The organism is Streptacidiphilus carbonis, from assembly GCF_000787775.1.
GTDB classification, from domain to species: Bacteria; Actinomycetota; Actinomycetes; order Streptomycetales; family Streptomycetaceae; genus Streptacidiphilus; species Streptacidiphilus carbonis.
The window spans coordinates 9,832-36,127 of the sequence record NZ_BBPM01000068.1 but is presented as its reverse complement, the minus strand read 5'-3'; the positions used below and the strand labels follow the sequence as shown (position 1 = coordinate 36,127).

Sequence of the window (26,296 nt, the reverse complement as noted above, 5' to 3'; positions counted from 1 at the left end):
GGGGTGGGGAGCGCGGCGGAGCTGCGGGACTGGCTGGTGGACGAGTTCATGGCGATGTTCGCGGTTTCGGCGCTGCACGATGCGCAGTGCGCGGAGGTTCTGCGGGGGATGGCGGGGGGCGGGGCGGAGCTCGCGGGGCGTCTCGGCGGGTTGTTTGGTTCCGGGGGTCGGTGAAGGTTTTCGGCTGCGGACCGTGGGGGGCTGGTCGCGCAGTTCCCCGCGCCCCTGGCTGACTGCAACTGGCCCGGTTGCACCTGCTCAGGGGCGCGGCGAACTGCGCGACAACGACGCCGTCAGGCCTTGCCGAGGGGCTGGCGCATGGTGCCGAGACCGTCGATGGAGAGTTCCATCGTGTCGCCCGGGCGCAGGTAGGGCTTGTCGGGACGGCCCATGGCCACGCCGGCCGGGGTGCCGGTGTTGATCACGTCACCGGGCTCCAGGACCATGAACTGGCTGATGTACCAGACGATGTGACGCACCGTGAAGATCATGTCAGCGGTGCTGCCCTGCTGCCGGACCTCGCCGTTGACCAGGGTGCGCAGCCCCAGCCGCTGGGGGTCGGGGATCTCGTCCGGGGTCACCAGCCAGGGGCCCAGCGGGTTGAAGGTCTCGCAGGACTTGCCCTTGTCCCAGGTGCCGCCGCGCTCGATCTGGAACTCGCGCTCGGAGACGTCGTTGCTGAGGGCGTAGCCGGCGATCACCGAGTCGGCGTCCTCCGGAGTGTCCAGGTAGCGGGCGGTGCGGCCGACCACGATCGCCAGCTCGACCTCGTAGTCGGTCTTCTCGCTGTTGCGCGGGATCAGCACCTCGTCGTCGGGACCGACGACGGTGCCGCTCGCCTTCATGAAGAGCACCGGCTCGGCCGGCAGCTCCGCCCCGGTCTCGGCCGCGTGGTCCCGGTAGTTCAGGCCGACGCAGACCACCTTGGGCGGACGGGCGACGGGCGCGCCGATCCGCTGTCCGGCCGTCTCGAACCGGGGCAGCCCGCCGCGCTCGGCCAGTGCCGCCAGCCCGGCCAGCTCCGCGTCGCCGCCGTCGCGGGCGTCGAGCAGCCGTCCGAGGAACCGTCCGTCGATGTCCGACGTGACGCCGGACAGGTCGTAGACCGTTGTGCCGTCGCTTCCCAGGAGTGCCGGTCGTTCCGCACCCGGGGGTCCTACACGCAGGAATCGCACCTGCACCACCACCTTTGCGATCAGGACGGTCCGGTCGCCCACCGTCGCCAGGAGGTCCGATCTATATCAACATCCGGAACACCCCGTCCAGCTCGGCGCCACCATCCGGACACCGGTCAGGCCCGCTGCCGGTCCCCCGCCAGCATCGACATCACCACCGCGTCCACCCAGCGGCCGTCCCAGCGCAGCGCGTCCCGCAGAACGCCCTCCTGCTGGAAACCGGCCTTCTCGTAGGCGCGCCTGGCGCGCGGATTGAAGGCGTAGACCTCCAGCGAGATCCGGTGCAGGCCCAGCTTCTCGAAGCCGTATCCGCAGATCAGCCGGGTGGCCTCGGTGCCCAGGCCGCGGCCGTGGGCACCGGGCGCCAGGGCGATGCGGAAGTTGCAGCTCTCGTTGGGGCCGTCCCAGTCGTTCAGCACCGCCTCGCCCACGCACTGCCCGGTCGCCCGCTCCACCACGGCGAGGTCCAGCCGGTCGTCCTGCCCGATCCGGGTCCGGTACCAGGCCTGCAGCCGCGCCTCGTCCGGCGCTTCGCCCTGGCTCCCGGTCAGCCGGGCGACCTCCGGATCCTCCAGCATCGGCCGGAGCGCGGGCAGGTCCTGGTCGGTCACCGCCCGCAGCAGCACCAGCTCGCCGCTCAGGACCGGCTTGGTGAGGAAGTCGGGGCGGGGGCGCGTCTCCTGCTTGTCGCCGTCCTGCTCGTCGTCGTCCATCCCCGCATCCTGCCCGCCCCGGGCGTCCCTCAGTGCTTCAGCACCCGCTTCTCTCCCGCCGGCACCGCGAAGGCGAGGGTGTTGCCCGGGGGCGGGAAGGGGCAGATGAAGTGGTCGGCGAAGGCGCAGGGCGGCAGGTGGGCCCGGTTGAGGTCGAGCACGGTCGCGCCGTCCGCGGCGGGGGCGTCCAGGGAGACGAAGCGGAACCGGAAGGCGCCGTCACGGCCGCTGCCCGCGTCCGCGAAGACCGCGCTCAGCCCGCCGTCCTCGTCCTGGCTGACGTGCAGGGTGGTCACGGCCGCCGCGCCGGGCGCGGTGAAGGCGACCGTCCCGGCCAGGGCGAGGCCGCGCTCGCGGCCGTCCGCGTTGCCGACGGCGACGGTGCGGGGCCGCTCGTACGTGGCGAACCGGGCCGGCAGCGCCCACTCCGGCGCATAGGGGTGGGCGTCGATCCCGGCGAAGGCGGTGCGGGACTCGGAGGCCGGGTCGTAGACGCGGACCGCGTACTCCCCCTCGCGCAGGATCAGCAGCAGCCGCCGGCCGCCGTGGGTGAGCAGCGAGGGCTTGGGCGCGGTGTCCGGACAGAGCCGGACCGAGCCGTCCAACGGGGTGTTGTCGACCTCCACGCCGTCATGGCGGGCGGCGGTGAGGACCACACAGCTGCCCTGGAGCTCCCAGCGCCCGGGCACCCCGGGCACGCCCTCGCGCAGGTCGGCCAGCCAGTACGTGCCGGTGAGGGCGAGCGGGCCGTGCGGGGCACGCGCCTCCACCACGCGGTCGTCGCGCCAGTGCTTCCATGCGTCCAGGCTGCTGCTCACGGGTGTACCTCCGGGTACGGATCGGGACGGGAATCGAGACGAAAGAGGACGGACGAATGTACGAAGGGCAGGCGGTCCTTCCGCATTCCCATGGTCGCACCGGCGAAGGGGAGCGGGCCCGGACCGGGAAGAGGGCAGGAGCGGTCAGCGACGACACGCAGCGGACCACACGCGACCGAAGTCGGTGGCCCTCCGCTTCCACTGCTCGATATGCACGGTCCCAGTGACTCCTTGTCCCAGTCGCTCCCAGTTGAGCAGCGGCCGGGCGACCCGTCAACAGGGTCCGAACCGCCCGCCCGCAGCCTGCGCGCCCGCCGGGCCTGCAGAACTCCGACCGGGTCTGACGATCCGACTGACGATCGCTGACAGCGGCCATACCCTGGAACGCATGGCGTCCAGTCCCGGCCCGCAGCCCTACCTGGTGACCGTCCCCGACCTGATCGGCCTGTCCCCGCAGCAGGCCCGTGACTTCGCGCGCCGGGCCCAGCTGGTCGCGGCCGGGCCCGACCCCGACGCCCGGCCCGCCATGGACGGCACGGTCTCCGCGCAGGCGCCCGGCGCCGGCTCGCTCGCGGCGCGCTGGTCGACGGTGGTGATCTGGACCGTCCACCGCGGCGGCGGCCCGGGCGGCGACGCCGGTGTGCGCGAACCGCGCAACCCCAGCCCGCCCCCGCTGGCCGTCTCCGTGCACGATCCCGAACCCGGTCCCGAACCGCCGATGGGCCATGTCACCGTCGAGCAGTTGGACGAGCCCGCCGCGGAGTAGGGCCGCAAGCCATTCCCGCAGCCCGCGCCCGACCCCGACGTTCCGGACGCCCCCGCGCGGTGGAACACTGGGACGGCAAGGAAGTGCCAGTGGCAGCCCGTGATCCGAGGTAGGACGACATGGCAGGCAAGGCTCCCGCACAGGATCCGGCACAGGACAGTCCCCAGGTCTCGGCTCCCAAGCACGCGGCGGCCGGGCTTCCCGCGCTGTTCCACACCACGAAGATCGCCAACGCCCAGATGGGCGCCACCCGCGCGGTCCGCACGCTGCTGAAGCTGAACCAGCCGGACGGCTTCGACTGCCCCGGCTGCGCCTGGCCCGAGCCCGAGCACACCCATACGGCCGAGTTCTGCGAGAACGGCGCCAAGGCCGTCGCCGAGGAGGCGACCCTGCGCACGGTCGGCCCGGACTTCTTCGCCGAGCACCCGGTCGCCGACCTCGCCGAGCGCTCCGGCTACTGGCTCGGCCAGCAGGGCCGGCTGACCACGCCGATGCTGCTGGACGAGGGCGCCACCCACTACACGCCGATCAGCTGGGAGGCCGCCCTCGGGCTGGTCGCCGACGAGCTCAAGGCCCTGGGGACGCCGGACGCCGCCGCCTTCTACACCTCGGGCCGCACCAGCAACGAGGCCGCCTTCACCTTCCAACTGCTGGCCCGCCAGTTCGGCACCAACAACCTGCCGGACTGCTCCAACATGTGCCACGAGTCCTCGGGTTCCGCGCTCACCGAGACCATCGGCGTCGGCAAGGGCAGCGTCCACCTCAAGGACCTCTACCAGGCCGACCTGATCATCGTCGCCGGGCAGAACCCGGGCACCAACCACCCCCGGATGCTGTCCGCGCTGGAGCGCGCCAAGCGGGCCGGCGCCAGGATCGTCAGCGTCAACCCGCTGCCCGAGGCCGGTCTGGAGCGCTTCAAGAACCCGCAGAACGCCCGCGGCCTGGTCGGCAACGGCACCAAGCTCAACGACCTGTTCCTGCAGATCCGCCTCGGCGGCGACCTGGCCCTGTTCCGCGCGCTCAACCTGCTGCTGCTGGAGGCGGAGGAGAAGAACCCGGGCACCGTGCTCGACCGGGCGTTCCTGGCGGAGCACTGCCACGGCTTCGACGCCTGGGCCGAGGACGCCCGCGACACCGACTGGGACGAAGTGCTCGCCGCCACCGGCCTGCCGGAGGCGCAGATCCGCGAACTGGCCGAGCTGACGCTGGCCTCCGAGAAGGTCATCGTCTGCTGGGCGATGGGCCTGACCCAGCACAAGCACTCGGTGCCGACCATCCGAGAGGTCGTCAACTACCTGCTGCTGCGCGGCAACATCGGCCGCCCCGGAGCCGGGGTGTGCCCGGTGCGCGGGCACAGCAACGTCCAGGGCGACCGCACCATGGGCATCTTCGAACGCCCCAGTGCGGCCTTCCTCGACTCCCTCGGCAAGGAGTTCCGCTTCGAGCCGCCGCGTGAGCACGGCCTGGACGTGGTCGACACCATCCGCGGGATGCGCGACGGCAAGGTGAAGGTCTTCTTCGCGATGGGCGGCAACTTCGTCTCGGCCACCCCCGACACCGAGGTCACCGAGGACGCGATGCGGAGCTGCCGCCTCACCGTCCATGTCTCCACCAAGCTCAACCGCTCCCATGTGGTGACCGGGGCCAGGGCGCTGATCCTGCCCACGCTCGGCCGCACCGACCGGGACGTCCGCGACACCGGCCCGCAGCAGGTCACCGTCGAGGACTCGATGGGCATGGTGCACGCCTCGCGCGGCGCGCTGAAGCCCCCCGCCGCCGACCTGCTCTCCGAGACCGCGATCATCTGCCGGCTGGCCCGGCTCACCCTGGGCCCGGAGAACCCGGTCCCCTGGGAGGATTTCGCGGCCGACTACGGCACCGTTCGGGAGCGGATCGCCCGGGTGGTCCCCGGCTTCGAGGACTTCAACGAGCGGATCAAGCAGCCGGGCGGCTTCGCCCTGCCGCACGCGCCCCGGGACGAGCGGGCCTTCCCGACCACGACGGGCAAGGCCAACTTCACCGTCAACAAGCTGACCGCGCCCGAGGTCCCGCAGGGCCGGCTGCTGCTGCAGACGCTGCGCTCGCACGACCAGTACAACACCACCGTCTACGGCCTGGACGACCGCTACCGCGGCATCAAGGACGGCCGCAGGGTGGTCCTGGTCCACCCCGAGGACGCCGCCGAGCACGGGCTCGCCGAGGGCGCGACGGTGGACCTGGTCAGCGAGTGGTCCGACGGCGTTGAGCGGCGGGCACCGCATTTCCGGGTGGTCCTCTACCCGACCGCGCGGGGCTGCGCGGCGGCGTACTACCCCGAGACCAACGTGCTGGTGCCGCTCGACAGCACCGCCGACACCAGCAACACCCCGACGTCCAAGTCGGTCGTCATCCGATTCGCGGAGGACTCCGGGGCAGAAGCCGTCCGGGGCTAGCCACGGCGTTCGACTGCGGCGTCTGCATGGCTTGTCCCGCAGTTCCCCGCGCCCCCAAGGTGCTGCGACTGGCTCAGTTGCACATCCTCAGGGGCGCGGGGAACTGCGCGACAAACCCGCTACGGTCCGCAGCCGAGGTCCCCTGGTTCAGCCCGTGGCCGCCCCCGACGGCGAGTCCGAGGCGGTAGCCGACGAGGCGTCCGCAGACGGCGTGACCGAGGGCGCCGGCCCGACCGAGGCGCCAGTGCTCGCGCTGGCGCTGGCGCCGGCCGACGGCGAGGCACTCGCACTGGCACTGGCCGACGCCGAGGCACTCGCGCCGCTGGAGGGTGCATCCGATGCCGACGGCGAACCGCCGGCCGTCGGCTTGCTCGACGGCTTGGACGTCGCCTTACCGGAGCCGCCCCCGGAGGACGAGCCCGCGGCGGGGGACGACGAACCGGCGGCCGGGCCGGGGCCTATCGGCTGCGGGCCGGTCGCACCCTTCGGGATCGTCGGCGCCGCGTAGGAGCCGAGCGAGGCGCTGTCCGGGTCCGGCCGCACCGCGCCCAGGATCGGGTTCTGCGCCATCGGTGTCACATGCACCACCGCGCCGGTGTGCGGCGCCTGGATCACCAGACCGCCGCCGATGTAGAGGGCGACATGGCTGGCGCCGCTGAAGTAGACGATGAGGTCGCCCGGGCGCAGCGCGTTCAGTGGCACATGGGTCAGCCCGGCCCACTGCGCCTCGCTGGTGCGCGGGATGACCACGCCCGCGTGCAGCCAGGCCTGCGAGGTCAGTCCGGAGCAGTCGAAGCCGGCGGCGTAGGGGCCGATGCCGCCCCACACGTAGGGGGAGCCGATCTGCTGGAAGGCGTAGGCGATGGCCGCCGCGCCCGCCGCCGAGGGCTTCAGGTCGTCCTTGCCGAGCACGCCCGAGGCCAGCAGCGCGGTCTGGGCCGCGTCCGCGTCCTTCTGCTCCAGCAGGGAGAGCTCCTCCTGCTGGGCTCCGGTGAGGGCGGCGACCTGCTTCCGGATCTGGTCGAGCTTCTTGTTGATGGTGTCGCGCTGCACGCCCTGGGCCGCGACCAACTGCGCCGCGTGCGTCTTGGCCGCCACCGCGGCGGCCTTGGCCTGCACCAGCGAGGCCTGGTCGGCCTTGAGCTGCGCGATGAAGGCGGCCTGGGACTTCCCGGCCATGGAGAGCAGTTCGCCGGTGTGCAGCGCCTGCTCCGGGTCCGACGCGGTGAGCAGCTGGCCCAGCTGCGACAGCTCGCTGTTGCGGTACTGGGCCGTGGCAAGCTGCCCGGCGATGGTGGTACCGGTGTCCACCGAGGTCTGCGCGTTGTCGACCAGCACCTGGAGCTCGGCGTCGTCGGCCTGGGCCTGGGTGAGCTGCTCCGTGTACTGGTCGTACGTCTGGGTCGCCACCTCGGCCTGCTGGTAGGTGGCGTGCAGCTGGTCCAGGATCGGCTGCAGGATCTTCTCGGCCTGGGTGAGCGCGTCCACCGAACCGTTCGTGGCACCGGCACCGGCACCGGCACCGGCGGTCGCGGTGGTGGAGCCGGCCGCGAAGGAGGCACCGGCCGTCGGCAGCACCACCAGCGAGGCCGCGACCAGCAGCAGACCGCACCGGAGCACACCTCTGAGCCATGGCCTGGTGTCGGCGCTCAACGCGCCCGCGCCACCCGCCGCGCCGCGAATCCCGCCCCGGACCCTGCCTCTGCTGCCGCCACCTGTGCCCCGCACCGACAATCCCCTCGCTCCCCGTGCAACCTCGCAGATCCTTCCACGCCGCACCGACATGCGGCAGTGGGCCTGCCCATTTCTCACCGGGATCTCAGCCTCACCGGGCCCCGGAGCGCCGGCTCGACCCAGCGAATCAGCCGGACATGAATGTGACGCTGCTCTCTCCGGAAGGCCCGTTGAACGGGGGCACCCCGAGCACTCCCCAGACGCCCCATGGCGGTGCGTCCCGATTCGCCCCGCTTCGGCTGCTGCAGCAACTTCAGATCGGCCGTCAGTTCACTTTCCGTTCACCCACTATGCCTACGGTCAGCCACGTCGATTCCGCTGAGACGATTGATTGGTAATGGAACACATGTCGTTCCTGGTGGCCGTCGTGATCATCACGGCCCTCGCCTTTGACTTCACCAATGGCTTCCACGACACCGCCAACGCGATGGCCACCTCCATCGCCACCGGCGCGCTGAAGCCGAAGGTCGCGGTCGCGATCTCCGGCGTGCTCAACCTGGCGGGCGCGTTCCTGTCGGTGGCCGTCGCCAAGACGATCTCCGGCGGACTCGTCGACGAGAAGGCGGGGATCCAGCCCGCGGTCGTCTTCGCGGCGCTGATCGGCGCCATCATCTGGAACCTCGTCACCTGGCTGCGCGGCATCCCCTCCAGTTCCTCGCACGCCCTGTACGGCGGGCTGATCGGCGCCACCCTGGTGGCGGTCGGAATGCACGGGGTCCACTTCGACGTGGTGGTCACCAAGATCCTGATCCCCGCCGCCGCCTCGCCCGTCGTGGCCGGGGTCGCCGCCTGGGGGGCGACGAAGATCGCCTACCGGATGACCGCCAAGGGCAGCGAGTCCGTCAACACCAAGGGCTTCAAGGCCGGCCAGATCGCCTCCGCCTCGCTGGTCTCGCTGGCCCACGGCACCAACGACGCCCAGAAGACCATGGGCGTGATCACCCTGACCCTGGTCACCGCCGGTGCGATCGCCCCCGGGTCGAACCCTCCCACCTGGGTCATCGTCAGCTCCGGGCTGGCCATCGCGCTCGGCACCTACCTGGGCGGCTGGCGGATCATCAGGACCCTGGGCAGGGGCATCGCCGAGATCGAGGCCCCGCAGGGCTTCGCCGCGCAGACCGCGTCGGCCACCGTCATCCTCACCTCGTCCCACATGGGCTTCGGCCTGTCCACCACCCAGGTCTGCTCCGGCGGCATCATGGGCGCGGGCAAGGGCGGCCGCACCGGCCAGGTCAACTGGTCCACCGCGCGGCGGATGGCGTACGCCTGGTGCCTCACCCTCCCCGCGGCCGCCCTGCTGGGCGGCGGCGGAGCGCTGCTGGTCGACCGCGGGGCGGTCGGCGAGGTGGCGCTGGCGCTGGTCGGTGTCGGGGCCAGCCTCTGGATCTACCTGCTGTCCCGGCGGCAGCGGGTGGACGCCGGCAACGTGGTGGAGGCCTCCACCGTCGGCGAGCCCACCCCGCTCACCCCCGTCCCGGCCGCCACCGGCCCCATCGCGGCCTGAGCCGGCCGGCAACGAGAGCACTGGAGTCTCCGCAGCATGAAGATCGACTGGGCCGCACTCGGCAACACTTTCGGCGTGAGCCTGCTGATCACCCTCGGCGTGGTCACTGCGTTCTGCCTCGGCGTCTCGGCACTGTCGCGCCGTGAGGCCGCCGCGGTCGGCGGCGCCGCCTCCGTTGCGCGGGGGACGGCGCTGGCCGTCGCCGTGGTTTCCTTCACCGCGTGTGCCGCCGCCGTCGGCTATGGGCTCTACCTCATCGCGGGGGCCTGAGGCCGGATTTCCGGCTGCCGACCGTAGATGGTCGGTCGCGCAGTTCCCCGCGCCCCTGGGGGTTGCAACTGAACCGCTGTGGATCAGTTGCACCTACCCAGGGGCGCGGGGAACTGCGCGATCAGCCCGCTATGGTCCGCAGCTGAGCACGGGCGGAAACCACGGCTCACCCCTCGACGATCCCCCGCCCCCGACCGGGACGGAACGCCGTGGCGACCAGAGCGACCACGACGCCGACCACCGCCCACACCACCAGCACCAACAGCGGCTTGGTGATCGCCGTCCCGTTGAAGTAGGCGATCGAACGAGCCAGGCTCGTCCCCGCTCCGTTGGGGAGCCAGGGGCCGATCGCGCGCCAGAAGGGCGGCATCAGCGGGGGCGGGAAGACCCCGCCCGCGCTGGGGTTGCCGAGGACCACGAAGAGCAGCACCGCGATGCCGATGCCGACCACGTCGAACAGGCACTCCAGGGCCATGGTGATGGCGCCGACCGCGAAGACCACCAGCGCGCCGATCCCCCACAGTGCCACGACGCTGCCCGGCAGGGCGTTGAGGACCGGGCCGACGACCACCGCGGCGCCGATCCCGGCCGCGATCGAGTACAGCGCCAGCACCCCGAGCCGGATCACCGCCCGCTTGCGGTTGGCGGGCCGGGAGCCCGCGCTGATGCCGAGGATCGAGGCGACCAGGTAGCCGCCCACGCACAGGCCCACCGCCAGGTAGAACGAGGACAGCCCCTCGGCGTCCCCCGCCGCCAGCGGGACCACGTCCACGGTGGTGAAGGTGCGGCCCTGCTGCTGCTCCACCCCGGTCAGGGTCTTCTCGATCGCGGTGGCCAGGGCCGGTCCTGAGGCGTTGGCGACCATCAGCGTGTCCTGGGTGCCGGCGGCGTTGAAGAGCAGGGCCGAGTAGACCTTCTGGTCCTTGATCTGTCGGCGGGCCGTCTCCTCGTCCGCGACCGCCCTGGCGTCCAGGACGTTCTTGGGCAGCGCGTTCAGCTGTGCGACCAGCTTCCCGCCGACCTGTGCCGGGGCCACCACCGCCATCGACGCCTTGTGCGGGTAGGGGTGGTGCAGCGCTCCGACGTAGGACACGATGAAGCCCAGCTGCAACCCCAGCACCCCGATGACCAGGAGAAACGCACGTGTGGTGACCGCGTCCCGCAGCTCCGCTCCGAATCCGCGCGACTGCCGTGCCCCGCTCACGCCACTGGCCATGGTGACCGTCCGTCCAGGTGCTCGCACTGCAAAGAACGTCTATAAATCAGACAATTCCTAGCACCTCCTCGGCAGCGGGCCGGTCACCCCACGCCGTACGCGCCCGACGGATTCTCGATGATCCGACGCACCGTCACCAGTGCTGCCCCCAGCAGCGCTCCGGCCCGTCCCAGCCCGGACGCCGAGAGCGCGCCGGCCTCCCAGGGACGGACCGTCACCCGGGCCGCCAGCTCCGCCCGCATCGCGGGCAGCAGCCACTCGCCCAGTTCGGCGTAGGCGCCGCCGAGCACGACCGCCTCCGGGTCGACCAGGTTGACCGCGCCGGCCAGGGCCGTGCCCAGGGCCACCCCGGCCTGCCGCAGCGCCTCCCGCACCGGCGCCGATCCCTCGGCCGCCCGCTTGGCCAGCAGCGCGACCCAGTCGCCGGAGGCCTCCGGCAGCCCCGCCGCGGCCAGCACCGCGCGCTCGCCCGCGTACTGCTCCAGGCAGCCGTGCGCACCGCAGGGGCAGAGCGGTCCCTCCGGGTGCACCGGCACATGGCCCAGTTCGCCGGCGAAGCCGCGCGCCCCCCGGAACAGCCGCCCGCCGACCACCAGCGCCGCACCGATACCGGCCTCGGCCGACACATGGACGAAGTCGACCGGGGCCGGTCCCTCCGCCTCGCCGCCCTCGCGCCACAGCTCGGCCAGGGCACCGAGATTGGCCTCGTTCTCCACCGAGAGCGGCAGACCCAGCAGCTCCGGCGGCAGGTGCAGCTCGCGCCAGCCCAGGTTGGCCGCGTGCACGACCGTCCCGGCCGCCGCGTCCACCAGGCCCGGCACCGCCAGTACCGCCCCGGCCGGGCGCAGCTTCAACGCCTCCGCCTCGGCCAGCAGTTCGGCCGCGAGCGCGCCCAGGTCGGCCAGCACCTGGTCGGCCGGGCGGCCACGGTTGGGCGAGGCGGTCCGGCGCTGCAGCCGCACCTCTCCGCTCAGGTCGACGACGCAGCCGGCCAGGTGTTCCACGCCGACCTCCAGGCCGAGACCGGCCGGGCCCTCGTTGCTGAGCACCAGCGCGTTGCCGGGCCGGCCGACCCGTCCGCTCGGCGCCGGGCCCAGCTCGCTGACCAGACCGGCCTCGTGCAGCGTCACCACCAGGGTGGACACCGCCGCCCTGGTCAGCCCGGTACGGGCGGCGACATCGGCCCGTGACAGCGGGGCGTGTGCGGCGACGGCGCCCAGCACCAGGGCCAGGTTCTGCCGGCGCATGCCCTGCTGCGAGGCGGGACGGCGCTGCTGGCCCCCGGTCGGGCTGTGGCTCTGGCTCGGCATGGGATCCCCGTACTCTCAGGCGTGCTTCATCGATGCATCGTTCTGTCGCTCATATGACGGGCTGATCAAAGAGATTTCCCGATCGCTGCAGCGTATCCGCGATCCGTTCCAGCGCGGCGTCGTCCCGCTGCAGCGGCTCCAGCAGCCGTCCGTCGGAGGTGCCCCAGCGGCGCGCGACCTCGTCCGCGCGTTCCCCGGTGAGCAGCGCCGCGGCCTGGGCCGCCGCGCCCAGCGCGACCAGCTCGCCCGCCGCCGGGATCCGCACCGGTCGGCCCGACAGCCGGCGCACGGTGTCCTGCCAGGCCGTGCCCTGGGCGCCGCCGCCGATGAGCAGCAGTTCGGTGCCGGGGTCGATCTGCTCCCCGCCCGCGTCCAGCACCTGCTCCAGCGCCGCCAGCAGCGAGTACGCGGCGCCGTCGTAGGCGGCCTGGAGCAGCTGGCCGCCGGTGGTGTCGTGGCGCAGTCCGTGGATCAGCCCGGAGGCGTAGGGCAGGTCGGGGGTGCGCTCCCCGTCGAAGTAGGGCAGCACGACGGCGGTGCCGCCGGGCTCCACGGCCTGGCGGTCCAGGCCGAGCAGGGCGGCCGTGCGGTCCACGGCCAGAGTGCAGTTGAGGGTGCAGGCCAGCGGCAGCCAGTGGTCCAGCGCGTCGGCGAAGCCGCAGACCGTGCCGGACGGGTCGGCCGGACGGCCCCGGGTCACCGCGTAGACGGTCCCGGAGGTGCCCAGGCTGAGCACCGGACGCCCGGGGGCGAGCCCCAGGCCCAGCGCCGCGGCCATGTTGTCGCCGGTTCCGGACGCGACCAGGGTGCCCGGGCGCAGCCCGGTGCCGCTGCCGGCGAGCACCTCGCCGGCAGCCTTGCCGGCCTCCACCACGGTCGGCAGCATCCCGGCGTCCAGGCCCAGCCGGGCCAGCAGCTCCAGGTCGTACCCCTCGGGAGTCCACCAGCCGGTGCCGGAGGCGTCGCCCCGGTCGGTCGCCGCGGTCCCGGTCAGACGCTCCGTCAGGAAGTCGTGCGGCAGCCGCACCGCGGCCGTGCGGGCGGCGGCCTCGGGCTCGTTCTCCCGCAGCCAGGCCCACTTCGCCGCGGTGAAGGAGGCTCCCGGCACGCTGCCGGCCCGCTGGGCCCAGGTGTCCCGGCCCAGCTCCGCCACCAGCGCGGCGGCCTGCGGCGCCGAGCGGACGTCGTTCCAGAGCAGGGCCGGACGGACCGGCTCGCCGGATGTGTCCAATGTCACAAGCCCGTGCTGCTGGCCGCCCACCGACACCGCCGCCGCCCGCTCGGCGTACCCGGTCCCGGCCACCGCCTCGCCCAGCGCCCGCCACCACTCGCGCGGGTCGCTCTCCCGCGCGCCGCCGCCGCTGACCGTGTGCGTGGCCCGGCCCTGGCCGAGCACCGCCCCCGTCGCCACATCCACCGCCACCGCCTTGGCCGACTGGGTGGAGCTGTCGATGCCAATCACGATTTCATCGCTGCCGACCTGCACGAATCCTCCTTGGTGGGGGTCAGGGGCTTCCCCTCCCGACGAGCTGATACTAATTTGTTCATCGCGATGACGAATAGTCCCCCCGCCTGGATCTTTCTGGAGCCGTAGCCATGACCGACCTCACACCCACCCCCGCGGACCGCTTCACCTTCGGCCTCTGGACCGTCGGCTGGCAGGGCCGTGACCCCTTCGGCGACGCCACCCGCCCCGCCCTCGACCCGGTCGAGACCGTCACCCGCCTCGCCGAGCTCGGCGCCTACGGCGTGACCTTCCACGACGACGACCTGATCCCCTTCGGCTCCTCGGACAGCGAGCGCGAGGGCCACATCAAGCGCTTCCGCCAGGCCCTGGACGCCACCGGCATGACCGTCCCGATGGCCACCACCAACCTGTTCACCCACCCGGTGTTCAAGGACGGCGGCTTCACCGCCAACGACCGCGACGTCCGCCGCTACGCGCTGCGCAAGACCATGCGCAACATCGACCTGGCCGCCGAGCTGGGCGCCACCACCTACGTCGCCTGGGGCGGCCGCGAGGGCGCCGAGTCCGGCGCCGCCAAGGACGTCCGGGTCGCGCTGGACCGGCTCAAGGAGGGCTTCGACCTCCTCGGCGACTACGTCGTGTCGCAGGGGTACGACATCCGCTTCGCGATCGAGCCCAAGCCCAACGAGCCCCGCGGCGACATCCTGCTCCCGACCATCGGCCACGCCCTGGCGTTCATCAACTCGCTGGAGCACGCCGACCGCGTCGGCCTCAACCCCGAGGTCGGCCACGAGCAGATGGCGGGCCTCAACTTCCCGCACGGCATCGCCCAGGCGCTGTGGCACGGCAAGCTGTTCCACATCGACCTGAACGGCCAGTCCGGCATCAAGTACGACCAGGACCTCCGCTTCGGCGCGGGCGACCTGCGCCAGGCCTTCTGGCTGGTCGACCTGCTGGAGTCGTCGGACTACGCCGGTCCGCGCCACTTCGACTTCAAGCCCCCGCGCACCGAGGACATGGACGGCGTCTGGGCCTCGGCCGCCGGCAACATGCGCAACTACCTGGCGCTCAAGGCCAAGGCCGCCGCGTTCCGCGCCGACCCGGCCGTCCAGGAGGCGCTCCGCGCCGCCCGACTGCACGAGCTGGCCCAGCCGACCCTCGGCGAGGGCGAGACCCTGGCCGACCTGCTGGCGGACGACACCGCGTTCGAGTCCTTCGACGTCCAGGCCGCGGCGGAGCGCGGCATGGCCTTCGAGCAGCTCGACCAGCTGGCCCTGGACCACCTGCTCGGCGTCGCCTGAGCCTCGCCGAACAGGTGAACCCCCCGCGCGCCGCTCACGCCGCCTTCGTGAGCGGCGCCCGGGGGAGACCCGGCGGGCCTTCACCCCGCTCACGGAAGACCGCGGCCGACTTGGTCACTCCTCCGAGAACGTGTACGTGGCGCGGCGGTGCGGCTGGGTCATCAGGGCCAGGCGTCGTGCAGGCCAGAGGTCGTCGTGTTCGTTCAGGCTCAGATCGTCCCCGCGTCGCAGCAACCAGACGGTCTCGTGGAGGTACTGGAGCACAGCATCGCCGGGTACCCGGTCCAGGAGTTGCGACACCAGTCGGATGATCTCGTCCGTCTGCCCGGTGAGGTCCTCGGTCTTGTCGAGCCTGAACGCCACTCGTACCGTCGGTGTGATCCCTAGGTCGGTGATCAGCGGATCCCATGGCTGCAGGGTGGGTTCCAGAACCCGGATCCAGGTGCCGGACAGCGTCACCACCCCGTCCTCCAGCAGGTCTGCGGAGTCCGTCGAGGCGTCCAACAGGCCGGCGCTCACGCCGGCTTCACGGACGGCCAGGGCGACCTGGGCCACGGGTAGGGGCGTTGCCAGGCTGAGGCTGTGGGAGATGGCCATACCAGGTGTCCGTTTCAATGGAGCTGGGCATTGAGCTTGCTGATGTCCACCGGGCTGTCGGCGAGATTGAGCACGACCCGGTCGGACGCTCGCGTCCTGGTCCTCGCCGATCTTGGTGACCTCCTCCGAAGCCGGGCCGCCGCCTTTCCGGCTACCTCAGCCCGAAGGCGCAGTAGCCGCCCTGGCAGCTGTACGCCGGAGCGGGTCGTCACACTATCTGGCGAACTGTCAGAACATCGGCTGCCGACGCTCGATGAACGCCGCCAGCCCCTCCGCCACGTCCGGCGCGGTGCGCGAGGCCCGCTCCCACGCGGCCACCGCCGCCTGCGGGTCCCCGCCGCCGAGTTCGGCCGCGATCACGGCCTTCACCGCGCCCTGGGTCTGCGCCGAGCGCGCCGCCAGGGTGCGGGCGAAGTCCAGGGCCCTGGCCTCGACGTCCTCGGCGACCTCCTCGACCAGGCCGTAGACCAGCGCCGTCGGGGCCGGCACCAGCTCACCCGAAAAGAGCAGATAGGCCGCCCTGGCCGGGCCGAGCAGCCGGGTCAGCCGCACCGTCGGCACCGCGGGGTAGACGATGCCCAGCTTCGCCGGGGTGATCCCGAGCCGGGCGTCCGGCGCGGCGAAGCGCAGGTCGCAGGCGACCGCGAGCTGGCATCCGCCGCCCACGCAGGCGCCCCGGAGCACCGCCAGCGTCGGATGCGGAAAGGCCGCCAGCGCCTCCTCGGCCCGGACGTTGACGGCGTGGTACTCGTCCGCGTCCGCCGGGTCCGCGTACACCTCGCGCAGCTCGGCGATGTCGGCCCCGGCACTGAAGGTCCCGCCCGCGCCGGTCACCAGCAGCACCCGCAGCCCGGGCTCCTCGGCGAGCCGTCGCAGCAGCTCAGGCAGGGCCTGCCACATCGCCCGGGTGAGCGCGTTCCGCTTCTCCGGACGATCCAGCGTCAACACGGCGACGCCGTCCTCACCCAGGAGGACCCGGAATCCGGGTATTCCGTACGGCAGCTCCTTGCGGCCCTGCAGCATCCCCGCGCCTCCACTGTTCGGACCCGAACGGGCCTGTGCCGGCCAAGCTGACCGAGCGCCACTCTACGGTCGGAGTCCGAGCGTTCATCGCGCGGGACCGATGCGCTGACTCTAGAGTGCGATGGGTGACCCCACTCGACCGTCGCGGCCTGCTGCGGATCGCGGCCATCGGCGCCGCGGGCTCGCTGACAGCCGCCTGCTCCGACAGTTCCGGCGCCCCGCACGCCGGCACGGCAGCCGCGGACGCCACGCCGGACGCCGCGTCCAGCGCGCTGCCGTCGGCCCGTGCGTCCGCCGCGGCGGGCGCCGCCACGGGCTCCGCCGCCCCCGGCACGCCGCCGGCCCTCGCGGCCGGCCTGCCCTTCGAGATCACCGGCGGCCCGCGCACCCGCCCGGCCGTCGCGCTGACCTTCCACGGCCAGGGCGACCCGGCGATCGCCAAGGCCGTCCTGGCCGAGGCCGAACGGGCGGACGCCAGGGTCACCGTCATGGCCGTGGGCAGCTGGCTGGACGAGTACCCCGAGATGGCCGCCCGGATCCTGGACGGCGGGCACGAGCTGGGCAACCACACCCAGAACCACGGTCCGATCTCCACCATGGGCGCCCAGCAGGCGTACACCGAGATCGCCCGCTGCGCCGCCCGGCTGAAGCAGTTGACCGGCAGCCCCGGCCGGTGGTTCCGCCCCTCCCAGGCCCAGGACTGCACCGCCACCGTCGCCGCCCAGGCCCGCCGGGCCGGCTACACGCACTGCCTCAGCTACGACCTGGACTCCCTCGACTACACCGACCCCGGCTCGGCCGCGGTGACCCGGACCGTCCTCGACGCGGTCCACCCGGGCTCCCTGGTCAGCATGCACTTCGGGCACAGCGGCACGGTCAGCGCGATGCCCGGAATCCTCGACGGCCTGCACCGGCGCGGCCTCCGCCCGGTCACAACCTCGGAGCTGCTCAGCTGATGCCTTCTCTCCAGCCACTCTCCCGGGCCCGCCTGCTTCCCCTGTCGGCCTGCGTCGCCATCGCCGCCGGCAGCCTGCTGCTCGCCTCGGCCTGCTCGGCCGGGCACGGCAAGTCGAGCGCCAACGCCGTCCAGGCCAAGCCGGCAACGGGGGCCGCCGCCGCATCGGCCTCCGGCACCGCGCTGTTCCCGCGCAGCGCCGACGCCTATCTCCCCGGCATGCCGCCGCCGCTCTCCGCCACCGACGTCTACGCCGCGGACCGTCCGGGCGAGCTCTCCCCGGCGGTCAAGGACTTCCCGTCCCGGATCTATGTGCCCAACACCCTCTCGGACACGGTCAGCGTCATCGACCCCGCCACCTACAAGGTGATCCAGACCCTGCACGTGGGCCACGAGCCCCAGCACGTGGTCCCCTCCTGGGACCTGAAGACGCTCTGGGTCAACAACGACCTGGGCAACAGCCTCACCCCGATCGACCCGGCCACCGGCAAGCCGGGCGACCCGGTCGACGTGCACGACCCCTACAACCTGTACTTCACCCCGGACGGCAAGCACGCCATCGTGATGGCCTCCAACGACCACGCCCTGGTGTTCCGGGACGCCCACACCATGAAGGTGGTCAAGTCCGTGCCGGCCGGCTGCGCGGGGGTGAACCACGCCGACTTCTCGCCGGACGGGAAGTACTTCATCGTCTCCTGCGAGTTCTCCGGCGACCTGCTCAAGGTCGACACGGCGAAGATGGCGGTCGTCGCCAGGCAGCGGATCCCCTACAACGGCTCCATGCCGCAGGACGTCAAGATCTCCCCGGACGGCAAGGTCTGGTACGTCGCCGACATGATGGCCAACGGGGTGTGGGAGCTGAACGGCGACACCTTCTCGGTGCCCACCCTGCTGAAGACCGGCGCCGGGGCGCACGGCCTGTACGTCAGCCGGGACTCGAAGTACCTCTACATCTCCAACCGCGGCGAGGGCTCGGTCTCGGTACTGGACTTCGCGACCGGCAAGCTGATCCACAAGTGGCAGATCCCGGGCGGCGGCAGCCCGGACATGGGCGGGGTGTCCGCCGACGGCAAGGTGCTGTGGCTCTCCGGCCGCTACAACTCCGAGGTCTACGCGATGTCGACCGCGGACGGCCACCTGATCGCCAGGATCCCGGTCGGCGACGGGCCGCACGGCCTGTGCGTCTACCCGCAACCGGGCCGCTACTCGTTGGGGCACACGGGCGTCTTCCGCTGACGGGTCTTCGGGTGCGGACCGTGGACGGCTGGTCGCGCAGTTCCCCGCGCCCCCAGGTAGCTGCGACTGACCCGCCGTGGGCACGTTGCAGCCCCCAGGGGCGCGGGGAACTGCGCGACCAGCCATGCAGACGCCGCACCCGAGAACCGACCCCGAAACCTAGGCCGCTCCGAACTCCGCCCGCGCAGCGGCAATCTCCTCGGCGGAGATCGTCAGCGTCTCCGCAGGATCCTGCGGCACCGTCAGTTCGGACTGCCCGGCCGCGTCGCTGAGCTTGATCAGCAGCGCCACCATGATCCAGTTGGCCACCGTCGAGGACCCGCCCTGGGCCAGGAACGGCAGTGCCTTCCCGGTCTGCGGGATGAGTCCGATGACTCCCCCGGACACCACGAACACCTGGATGATCAGCGTCGCCGCCAGACCGGAGGCCAGCAGTTTGCCGAACGGGTCGCTCAGCCTGATCGCGGTGCGCATCCCGCGCTGGGCCAGCAGCATGTAGAGCAGCAGCACGGCCATCAGCCCGGCGGACCCCATCTCCTCGCCCACCGTGGCCAGGATCCAGTCGCTGCGTGAGGCGAAACCGATCAGGATCGAGTGGCCCATGCCCAGGCCGGCCCCGGTGAACCCGCCGTTGGCCAGTGCGAACAGCGACTGGGCCAGCTGCGGTGAGCTGCCCAGCGGCGGCTTCCCGTTGACCACGTGGGTGTAGTAGTCCATCGGGTCGAGCCAGTTGTTGACCCGGTAGGCCACGTGCGAGACCAGGGTCCCCGCCGCCACCGCGCCGGCCAGCGCCATCGCGCAGCCGAGCACCAGCCACCCGGTGCGCTCGGTGGCGATGTAGAGCATCACCACGAAGGCGCCGAAGAAGATCATCGAGGTGCCCAGGTCGGACTCGGCGACCAGCACCACCAGGCTGACCGCCCAGATCACCAGCACCGGGCCCATGTTCCGGCCGCGCGGCAGGCTGATCCCCATGATCTTCCGGCCGACCAGCGCCAGCGCGTCCCGGTTGGCCATCAGGTAGCTGGCGAAGAAGACGATGATGGCGAGCTTGGTGAACTCGCCCGGCTGGAAGGACAGCGGGCCCAGCCGGATCCAGCGCCGCGCCCCGTAGGAGTCGCCGGAGAAGAAGGCCGGAGCCACCAGCATCACCAGGGACACCGCCATCACCAGGTACGTGTAGCGCTGGAGCACCCGGTGGTGCTTCACCCAGATCACGAACCCGGCGAAGACCGCCACGGCTATCACCGTCCACATGATCTGGCCGGAGGCCATGGTCACGTTGTGGGGGTTCTGCTTGACGGTCGCCTCGTCCAGGCGGTGGATCAGGGTCAGACCCAGCCCGGTGAGCAGCACCGAGATCGGCAGGATCAGCGGATCGGCGTAGGCCGCCCACTGCCGCACCACCAGGTGCGACAGCAGCGCCAGTACGGCGAGTCCGCCCACCGTGGTGGCGAAGCTGCCGGGCAGCTTGTCGTTGATCGCCAGCTCGACGCTGGCGTCGGCGAAGCCGCAGATGGCGACCGCGAAAACGGTCAGCATCAGTTCCAGGTTGCGCTTCTTCGCCGGGGGCCCGGTGAACCCGGAGGCCCTGGCAGCGGCACCGGGGAGGCTCCCCGCTGCTCGTCGTCCGCCCATCGCGCGCACCCACCCAACCCACTCGCCGTCAGAACCGTCGCATTCTCGCAGGTCTCGTCCCGTACGGGGACGGCCCCCTCGAAACGACGGTTCCGACGGCGGTGGTCGGGCGCCTCGCTGCGCCGTTGTGCCCGGGCGCAGCCGGTCAGGCGGCCAGCACGCTGCCCTTGGTCAGGGTGACCGCGGGCTCCAGCGCCAGTTCCAGCACCTGCCGGACGTCCGACACCGGGTGGACGGTCAGCCGCTCCAGCACCTCGGCCGGGACGTCGTCCAGGTCGGCCTCGTTGCGGGAGGGGATGAGCACCGTGGTGATCCCGGCCCGGTCGGCGGCCAGCAGCTTCTGCTTCACCCCGCCGATCGGCAGCACCCTGCCGGTCAGCGAGACCTCGCCGGTCATCGCGACCTCGGTCCTGACCTTGCGCCCGGAGAGCAGCGAGGCCAGTGCGGTGGTCATCGTCACACCCGCGCTCGGGCCGTCCTTGGGCACGGCCCCGGCCGGGACGTGGACGTGGACGCCGCGCTCGCGCAGCGTGGTGACCGGCAGCTCCAGCTCGGCCCCGTGCGAGCGCAGGAAGGACAGCGCGATCTGCACCGACTCCTTCATCACGTCGCCCAGCTGGCCGGTGAGGGTCAGCCCGGTGGAGCCGGTCTCCGGGTCGGCCAGCGACGCCTCGATGTAGAGGACGTCACCTCCCGCCCCGGTGACGGCCAGCCCGGTGGCCACGCCGGGCACCGAGGTACGGCGCTCGCCGGGCTCCTGGGCCGCCTCCGGGGTGTGGTGCGGACGGCCGATCAGCCCGCGCAGGTCACCCGCGGTGACCGTGCGCGGCAGCTCGGCGCCCTCGGCGCCCAGCTCCTGCTGGGCCGCGACCTTGCGCAGGATCCGGGCCACGGCCCGCTCCAGGCTGCGGACGCCCGCCTCACGGGTGTACTCGCCGGCCAGGCTGCGCAGCGCGTCCTCGGCCACCACGACCTCGTCGGCGCCCAGACCGGCCCGCTCCAGCTGGCGCGGCAGCAGGTGGTCCCTGGCGATGACGACCTTCTCGTCCTCGGTGTAGCCGTCCAGGCGGACCAGCTCCATCCGGTCCAGCAGCGCCTCCGGGATGGCCTCCAGCACATTGGCGGTGGCCAGGAAGACCACGTCGGACAGGTCCAGCTCGACCTCCAGGTAGTGGTCCCTGAAGGTGTGGTTCTGCGCCGGGTCCAGCACCTCCAGCAGCGCCGCCGCCGGGTCGCCCCGGTAGTCCGAGCCGACCTTGTCGATCTCGTCCAGCAGCACGACCGGGTTCATCGAACCGGCCTCCTTGATCGCCCTGACGACGCGTCCGGGCAGCGCTCCGACGTAGGTGCGCCGGTGGCCGCGGATCTCCGCCTCGTCCCGGACGCCGCCCAGGGCGACCCGGACGAAGGACCGGCCCATGGCCCGCGCCACGGACTCGCCCAGCGAGGTCTTGCCGACCCCGGGCGGCCCGACCAGCGCCAGCACGGCGCCCCCACGGCGCCCGCCGACCTGACCCAGGCCCTTGTCGGCCCGCCGCTTGCGGACCGCCAGGTACTCGACGATCCGGTCCTTGACGTCGTCCAGGCCGAAGTGGTCGGCGTCCAGGACGGCGCGGGCGCCGGCGATGTCGTACTCGTCCTCGCTGCGCTCGTTCCAGGGCAGTTCCAGGACGGTGTCCAGCCAGGTGCGGATCCAGCTGCCCTCCGGCGAGGCGTCGGAGGAGCGCTCCAGCTTGTCGACCTCCTTGAGCGCGGCCTCGCGGACCTTCTCGGGCAGGTCGGCGGCCTCCACCCGGACTCGGTAGTCCTCCTCCTCGGTGTCGGGGTCGCCGTTGAGGTCGGAGAGCTCCTTGCGGACCGCCTCCAGCTGCCGGCGCAGCAGGAACTCCTTCTGCTGCTTCTCCATGCCCTCCTGGACGTCCTTGCGGATGGTCTCCGCGACGTCCTCCTCGGCCAGGTGGTCGCGCAGCAGCTGCAGGGACAGCTTCAGCCGGGCCACCGGGTCCAGCTCCTCCAGGACCTGGACCTTCTCGGCCCCGGTCAGGAACGGCGCGTAGCCGATGTTGTCGGCCAGGTCGGAGACGTCCTCGATGGCGGCGACCCGGTCCACGATCTGCCAGGCCCCGCGCTTCTGCAGCCAGGTGGTGGTCAGCGCCTTGTAGTCGCGGACCAGCTCGGCCACGGCGCCCGGAAGCGGGTCCGGGACGTCGGCCGTGATCGGCTCGGCCTCGACCCAGAGGGCAGCGCCAGGCCCGGTGGTACCGGCCCCGATCCGCACCCGTCGGACACCCCTGACCAGCGCGGCCGGGTCGCCGTCGGCCAGCCGGCCGACCTGCTCGACCGTCGCCAGGGTGCCGATGGCGCCGTAGGAGCCGTCGATCCGCGGGACCAGCAGCACCCGCGCCTTGCGGGCGCTCGCCACGGTCCTGATGCCGGGCGCGTGCGCCCCGCTGTCCCGCACCGCGGCCTGGGCGGCCTCGACGGCGGAGCGCACGTCGGGGTCGGACAGGTCGAGCGGGACGACCATGCCGGGGAGCACCGCCTCGTCATCGAGCGGCAGTACCGGCAGGGTCAATGAAGAGGCGTTCGCCATGATCTCTCCCCAGTAATCAAAGTTGAGTTAACTGGACTAAAGGAGATTGACCCCCCTGGTGTTCCCCAGCGGTGTTCGCCGTGAGCGATCGCGCCACTGCGGCAGAATGAATGCCGCCGCATCCCAGCAACACCGGAGAGAGCCGCTGCCATGCCCGTGCTGTCAGACCCGCCCGAAGTCCTGGACCGCCGCGAAGGCCCCTACGGCGAGGCGGTACTGCGCCGCCGGGGCGAGCACTTCGAGATCATCGCCAACGGCTGCTTCCTGATGGACACCTCGGACGGCCGCTCCGAGCGCCTGCTGGTCACCGCCGTCCTGGACGCGCTGGCCGGACCGCAGGGCGCGAGCCTGCTGATCGGCGGCCTCGGCGTCGGCTTCTCGCTGGCCGAGGCCGCGGCCGACCCCCGACCGGGACGGATCACCGTGCTGGAGCGCGAGCAGGCCGTGATCGACTGGCACACCGCGGGCGACGCACCCCTGGCGCCCTTCGCCGGCGGCGGCCACACCGACCCGCGCGTCCGGATCGTCCACGACGACCTGCTGCGGCACCTGCACGGCACCGCGGAGCGCTATCACGCGCTCTGCCTGGACATCGACAACGGCCCGGACTGGACCGTCACCGAGTCCAACGACAGCCTCTACACCGAGTCGGGGCTGGATCTGGCGCAGCGCGTGCTGCTCCCAGGCGGCGTGCTGGCCTTCTGGAGCGGCGCCCCCTCGCCGGCCTTCGAGCAGCGACTGCGGAGCCGTTTTCCGGTGGTCGAGTCCGTCCCGGTGGGTGTGCAAGTGGAGCGCGGTCTGCCGGATGTCGTGTACCTTGCCACTCTGCCCGTATGAGCGCTGTACGGGCGGCGACGCAGCCCACCCATGAAGGGCAGGTAGGGTCTACGCCCATGCCGCCCCCCGGAAGACCGGTTTGTAGAAGACTGGGTGCCGGGGGACTGCGCCGGTCCGTAGGCTGCGACCGGTGGGCGGCAGGCACCAACCAGTTCGGACGAGACGAAGCGAGCAGGAGCGCCCCCACAGGCGTTCCGAGATACCCGCAAGCCCTGGGGGCGGTGGCGTGACCGTGACGGATGCACAGCAGCAGGAGACCAACGGGACCGGAGGTCAGCGACGGGTCCTGGTCGTGGAGGACGAGCCGACCATCGCCGAGTCCATCGCCGCCCGCCTGGGCGCCGAGGGCTTCCGCGTGGCGATCTCGCACGACGGGCCCACCGCGGTGGACTGCTTCCAGACCTGGCAGCCCGACCTGGTGGTGCTGGACGTGATGCTGCCGGGCTTCGACGGCCTGGAGGTGTGCCGGCGGATCCAGGCGCACCGACCGGTGCCGGTACTGATGCTGACCGCGCGCGACGACGAGACCGACATGCTGGTCGGCCTCGGCGTGGGCGCCGACGACTACATGACCAAGCCGTTCTCCATGCGCGAGCTGGCGGCCCGGGTCAATGTGCTTCTCCGCCGGGTGGAGCGGGCCCAACTGGCCGCCCGCACCCCGATGGGCGGCACCCTGCGCCTCGGCGAGCTGGAGATCGACAACGTCCAGCGCCGGGTCCGGGTGGCCGGCGGCGACATCCACCTGACGCCCACCGAGTTCGACCTGCTGGCCTGCCTGGCCCAGCAGCCCCGGGCGGTGCTGACCCGCGAGCAACTGCTCGCCGAGGTCTGGGACTGGACCGACGCCTCCGGCACCCGCACCGTCGACAGCCATGTGAAGGCGCTGCGCCGCAAGATCGGGGCCAACTGGATCCGCACCGTGCACGGGGTCGGCTACGCCTTGGAGGCGCCGACGCCATGAGCTGCATCAGGGGGGCCCGGGCGAGCAGAAGCAGCGATCCGCAGGCGGCCACGCGCCCCGGCCCGCTGCGCCGCGCGGCGCAGCGCGTCTGGGCGGACCTGCGCCCGCTGGACCCGCTCCGCTCGATCAAGGCCAAGCTCGCGGTCCTGGTGATCACCTCGGTGTGCATCTCCACTCTGATGGTGGTGCTGGCGCTGAACTCGGACACCCAGATCCGGATAGTCATGATCTTCTCGGTGGTCGCCTCGCTGCTGATCACCCAGCTACTGGCACACGGCATGACCGCGCCGCTGCGCGAGATGACCGCGGCCGCCCGGGCCATGGCGGCCGGCGACTACAGCCGCGAGGTACGGGCCACCTCCCGCGACGAGGTGGGCGAGCTGGCCACCGCGTTCAACACCATGGCCGCCGACCTGGAGGCCGCCGACCGGCAGCGCCGCGAGCTGATCGCCAATGTCTCGCACGAGCTGCGCACCCCCATCGCCGCCCTGCGCGCGGTGCTGGAGAACGTGGTCGACGGGGTGGTCCGCCCGGAGCCGGCCACCATGACCGCGGCCCTGGAGCAGACCGAGCGGCTGGGCCGGCTGGTGGCCCATCTGCTCGACCTGTCCAAGATCGCCGACGGGGTCACCTCGCTGGACACCCGGGAGTTCGGCGTCGAGCTCTTCCTGTCCGGGGTGCTCCGCGGCCTGAGCATGGACGGCTCCACCTCCGGCGGGGCCAGCCGCCGGCGCCACGACGTCTCGCTGGCCCTGGACGTCTCCCCCGGCCTCACCGCGGTCGCCGACCCGGAGCGGCTGCACCAGGTGGTCGCCAACCTGGTCGACAACTCCTGCCGGCACAGCCCCAAGGACGGCACCGTCACCGTCCGGGCCCGGGAACTGCTGAACGGCGGCGGCCGCGGGGCCGGCGGCCTGCTGCTGGAGGTCGCCGACCAGGGCCCCGGCATCCGTCCCGAGGACCGGCACCGCGTGTTCGAACGCTTCAGCCGCGGCAGCGGCCCCTCCGCCCAGGGCCCCGGCAGCGACGGCGGCACCGGCCTCGGCCTGGCCATCGCCCGCTGGGCCGTCGACCTGCACGGCGGAACCATCGCGGTCGCGGACTCCGCCGCGGGCTGCCTGATCCGGATCACCCTCCCGGGGCAACGGTCACATGTCCGTTTGAGACAGACCTGAGACAATTGCCGGAAGTGCCGTCGGCGGCCCATGGAATTCGTCCTGAATGTCGGAATTGATCGCCTTCATCCGGCCGAACAGCCAATCGTTATCCCCCTTCGCGGCCGACTCCACACATCGGTTTCGCGCCAAAGCCGACGGTCGCACTGTGATCTGCGCGACGGCCGGGGGTCGGGAACTGCGCGGAGACCTGCTGGGGGCGTAGCCTTGGCATCCGCTGTCCACACATCCTTAAGGAAGCGGAAGAGGGCGGTTGCCGCCGTGTCGCCAGAGTCCCCCCATACCTCAACCAGCTCGACCAGCACCGATCCGGGTTTCGGCCCGAACGAGTGGCTCGTCGACGAGATCTACCAGCAGTACCTCCAGGACCCCAACTCGGTCGACCGGGCCTGGTGGGATTTCTTCGCCGACTACAAGGCCGGCGAGAAGACGGGCCGACCGGGTGCCCCTGCCGGAGCCGAGGTGACGGCGGCAGCACAGACCGCCGCGGCCCCCTCTGCCCCGGCAGCGGTCCCCGCACCCCCGCCGCCCGCCGCCCCCCCCGCCCCCGCGCCCCCGCCCCCCGGTCCCCCCC

General features: G+C 72.2%; 22 protein-coding genes. 11 read left to right on the top strand and 11 right to left on the bottom strand.

The window, feature by feature from the left end:
• Nucleotides 1–293: 293 nt before the first annotated feature.
• The 3 genes from TR46_RS32835 to TR46_RS32825 all read right to left on the bottom strand — a co-directional run bounded on the left by TR46_RS32835 (nt 294) and on the right by TR46_RS32825 (nt 2,706).
• The gene (locus TR46_RS32835; protein ID WP_042409265.1) at nt 294–1,175 is read right to left on the bottom strand and encodes a fumarylacetoacetate hydrolase family protein; all 882 of its coding nucleotides are present in this window, start codon (nt 1,173–1,175) and stop codon (nt 294–296) included.
• A 116-nt stretch (nt 1,176–1,291) separates the two neighbouring features.
• Nucleotides 1,292–1,888 carry a GNAT family N-acetyltransferase gene (locus TR46_RS32830; RefSeq protein ID WP_042409238.1) on the bottom strand — a complete coding sequence of 199 codons (597 nt, stop codon included), beginning with the start codon at nt 1,886–1,888 and terminating at the stop codon, nt 1,292–1,294.
• Nucleotides 1,889–1,917: 29 nt separating this feature from the next.
• Nucleotides 1,918–2,706 (bottom strand): DUF1684 domain-containing protein, encoded by a 789-nt coding sequence (locus tag TR46_RS32825; RefSeq protein WP_042409232.1) that lies wholly within the window; start codon nt 2,704–2,706, stop codon nt 1,918–1,920.
• Between the two features lie 388 nt (nt 2,707–3,094).
• Between TR46_RS32825 and TR46_RS32820 the strand changes: the two genes are divergently transcribed.
• Both TR46_RS32820 and TR46_RS32815 read left to right on the top strand, forming a co-directional pair.
• Entirely contained in the window at nt 3,095–3,472 is a 378-nt protein-coding gene (locus TR46_RS32820) for a PASTA domain-containing protein (protein ID WP_052433305.1), read from the top strand.
• Nucleotides 3,473–3,591: 119 nt separating this feature from the next.
• Nucleotides 3,592–5,904 (top strand): FdhF/YdeP family oxidoreductase, encoded by a 2,313-nt coding sequence (locus TR46_RS32815; protein ID WP_042409229.1) that lies wholly within the window; start codon nt 3,592–3,594, stop codon nt 5,902–5,904.
• 147 nt (nt 5,905–6,051) lie between these two features.
• On the opposite strand, the gene TR46_RS32810 is transcribed toward TR46_RS32815, so the two are convergent.
• Entirely contained in the window at nt 6,052–7,557 is a 1,506-nt protein-coding gene (locus TR46_RS32810) for a C40 family peptidase (protein WP_152626817.1), read from the bottom strand.
• A gap of 418 nt (nt 7,558–7,975) precedes the next feature.
• On the opposite strand from TR46_RS32810, the gene TR46_RS32805 reads away from it, so the two are divergent.
• Nucleotides 7,976–9,142, top strand: a complete 1,167-nt coding sequence (locus tag TR46_RS32805) for an inorganic phosphate transporter (protein ID WP_042409226.1) — start codon at nt 7,976–7,978, stop codon at nt 9,140–9,142.
• A gap of 36 nt (nt 9,143–9,178) precedes the next feature.
• A complete protein-coding gene (locus TR46_RS32800; RefSeq protein ID WP_042409222.1) occupies nt 9,179–9,412 on the top strand; it encodes a hypothetical protein in 234 nt (77 codons plus the stop codon).
• Nucleotides 9,413–9,578: 166 nt separating this feature from the next.
• Here TR46_RS32800 and TR46_RS32795 read toward each other — a convergent pair whose 3' ends face one another.
• The 3 genes from TR46_RS32795 to xylB all read right to left on the bottom strand — a co-directional run bounded on the left by TR46_RS32795 (nt 9,579) and on the right by xylB (nt 13,424).
• Nucleotides 9,579–10,628: an ABC transporter permease gene (locus TR46_RS32795; protein ID WP_042409218.1), complete on the bottom strand. Its 1,050-nt coding sequence runs from the start codon at nt 10,626–10,628 to the stop codon at nt 9,579–9,581.
• Nucleotides 10,629–10,711: 83 nt separating this feature from the next.
• A complete protein-coding gene (locus TR46_RS32790) occupies nt 10,712–11,938 on the bottom strand; it encodes an ROK family transcriptional regulator (RefSeq protein ID WP_042409216.1) in 1,227 nt (408 codons plus the stop codon).
• A 49-nt stretch (nt 11,939–11,987) separates the two neighbouring features.
• Entirely contained in the window at nt 11,988–13,424 is a 1,437-nt protein-coding gene (xylB, locus tag TR46_RS32785) for a xylulokinase (protein WP_042409214.1), read from the bottom strand.
• Between the two features lie 110 nt (nt 13,425–13,534).
• On the opposite strand from xylB, the gene xylA reads away from it, so the two are divergent.
• Complete coding sequence (gene xylA / locus TR46_RS32780) at nt 13,535–14,707, top strand: xylose isomerase (protein ID WP_042409211.1); 1,173 nt, start codon at nt 13,535–13,537, stop codon at nt 14,705–14,707.
• A 114-nt stretch (nt 14,708–14,821) separates the two neighbouring features.
• On the opposite strand, the gene TR46_RS32775 is transcribed toward xylA, so the two are convergent.
• Nucleotides 14,822–15,304, bottom strand: coding sequence for a SitI3 family protein (locus TR46_RS32775; protein WP_042409208.1), 483 nt, complete (start codon nt 15,302–15,304; stop codon nt 14,822–14,824).
• A gap of 228 nt (nt 15,305–15,532) precedes the next feature.
• Nucleotides 15,533–16,327, bottom strand: a complete 795-nt coding sequence (locus TR46_RS32770; RefSeq protein WP_042409205.1) for an enoyl-CoA hydratase/isomerase family protein — start codon at nt 16,325–16,327, stop codon at nt 15,533–15,535.
• A 125-nt stretch (nt 16,328–16,452) separates the two neighbouring features.
• On the opposite strand from TR46_RS32770, the gene TR46_RS32765 reads away from it, so the two are divergent.
• Nucleotides 16,453–17,283: a polysaccharide deacetylase family protein gene (locus TR46_RS32765; RefSeq protein WP_042409201.1), complete on the top strand. Its 831-nt coding sequence runs from the start codon at nt 16,453–16,455 to the stop codon at nt 17,281–17,283.
• Entirely contained in the window at nt 17,283–18,518 is a 1,236-nt protein-coding gene (locus TR46_RS32760) for a YncE family protein (RefSeq protein ID WP_042409198.1), read from the top strand. Before TR46_RS32765 ends, TR46_RS32760 begins: the two co-directional genes overlap by 1 nt.
• Nucleotides 18,519–18,677: 159 nt before the next feature.
• On the opposite strand, the gene TR46_RS32755 is transcribed toward TR46_RS32760, so the two are convergent.
• Nucleotides 18,678–20,156, bottom strand: coding sequence for an FtsW/RodA/SpoVE family cell cycle protein (locus tag TR46_RS32755; protein WP_052433303.1), 1,479 nt, complete (start codon nt 20,154–20,156; stop codon nt 18,678–18,680).
• A 145-nt stretch (nt 20,157–20,301) separates the two neighbouring features.
• Nucleotides 20,302–22,749, bottom strand: coding sequence for an endopeptidase La (gene lon / locus TR46_RS32750; protein WP_042409193.1), 2,448 nt, complete (start codon nt 22,747–22,749; stop codon nt 20,302–20,304).
• 150 nt (nt 22,750–22,899) lie between these two features.
• Between lon and TR46_RS32745 the strand changes: the two genes are divergently transcribed.
• The 4 genes from TR46_RS32745 to TR46_RS40315 form a co-directional block, all read left to right on the top strand.
• Nucleotides 22,900–23,586 (top strand): spermidine synthase family protein, encoded by a 687-nt coding sequence (locus TR46_RS32745; RefSeq protein WP_042409190.1) that lies wholly within the window; start codon nt 22,900–22,902, stop codon nt 23,584–23,586.
• A 226-nt stretch (nt 23,587–23,812) separates the two neighbouring features.
• Entirely contained in the window at nt 23,813–24,547 is a 735-nt protein-coding gene (locus tag TR46_RS32740) for a response regulator transcription factor (RefSeq protein WP_037596024.1), read from the top strand.
• Nucleotides 24,544–25,722 (top strand): sensor histidine kinase, encoded by a 1,179-nt coding sequence (locus TR46_RS32735; protein ID WP_084719139.1) that lies wholly within the window; start codon nt 24,544–24,546, stop codon nt 25,720–25,722. The genes TR46_RS32740 and TR46_RS32735 overlap by 4 nt, the downstream gene beginning before the upstream one ends.
• Nucleotides 25,723–25,983: 261 nt before the next feature.
• Nucleotides 25,984–26,296: 2-oxoglutarate dehydrogenase E1 subunit family protein (locus tag TR46_RS40315; protein ID WP_236655622.1), on the top strand; the 313-nt coding region annotated here is incomplete at its 3' end.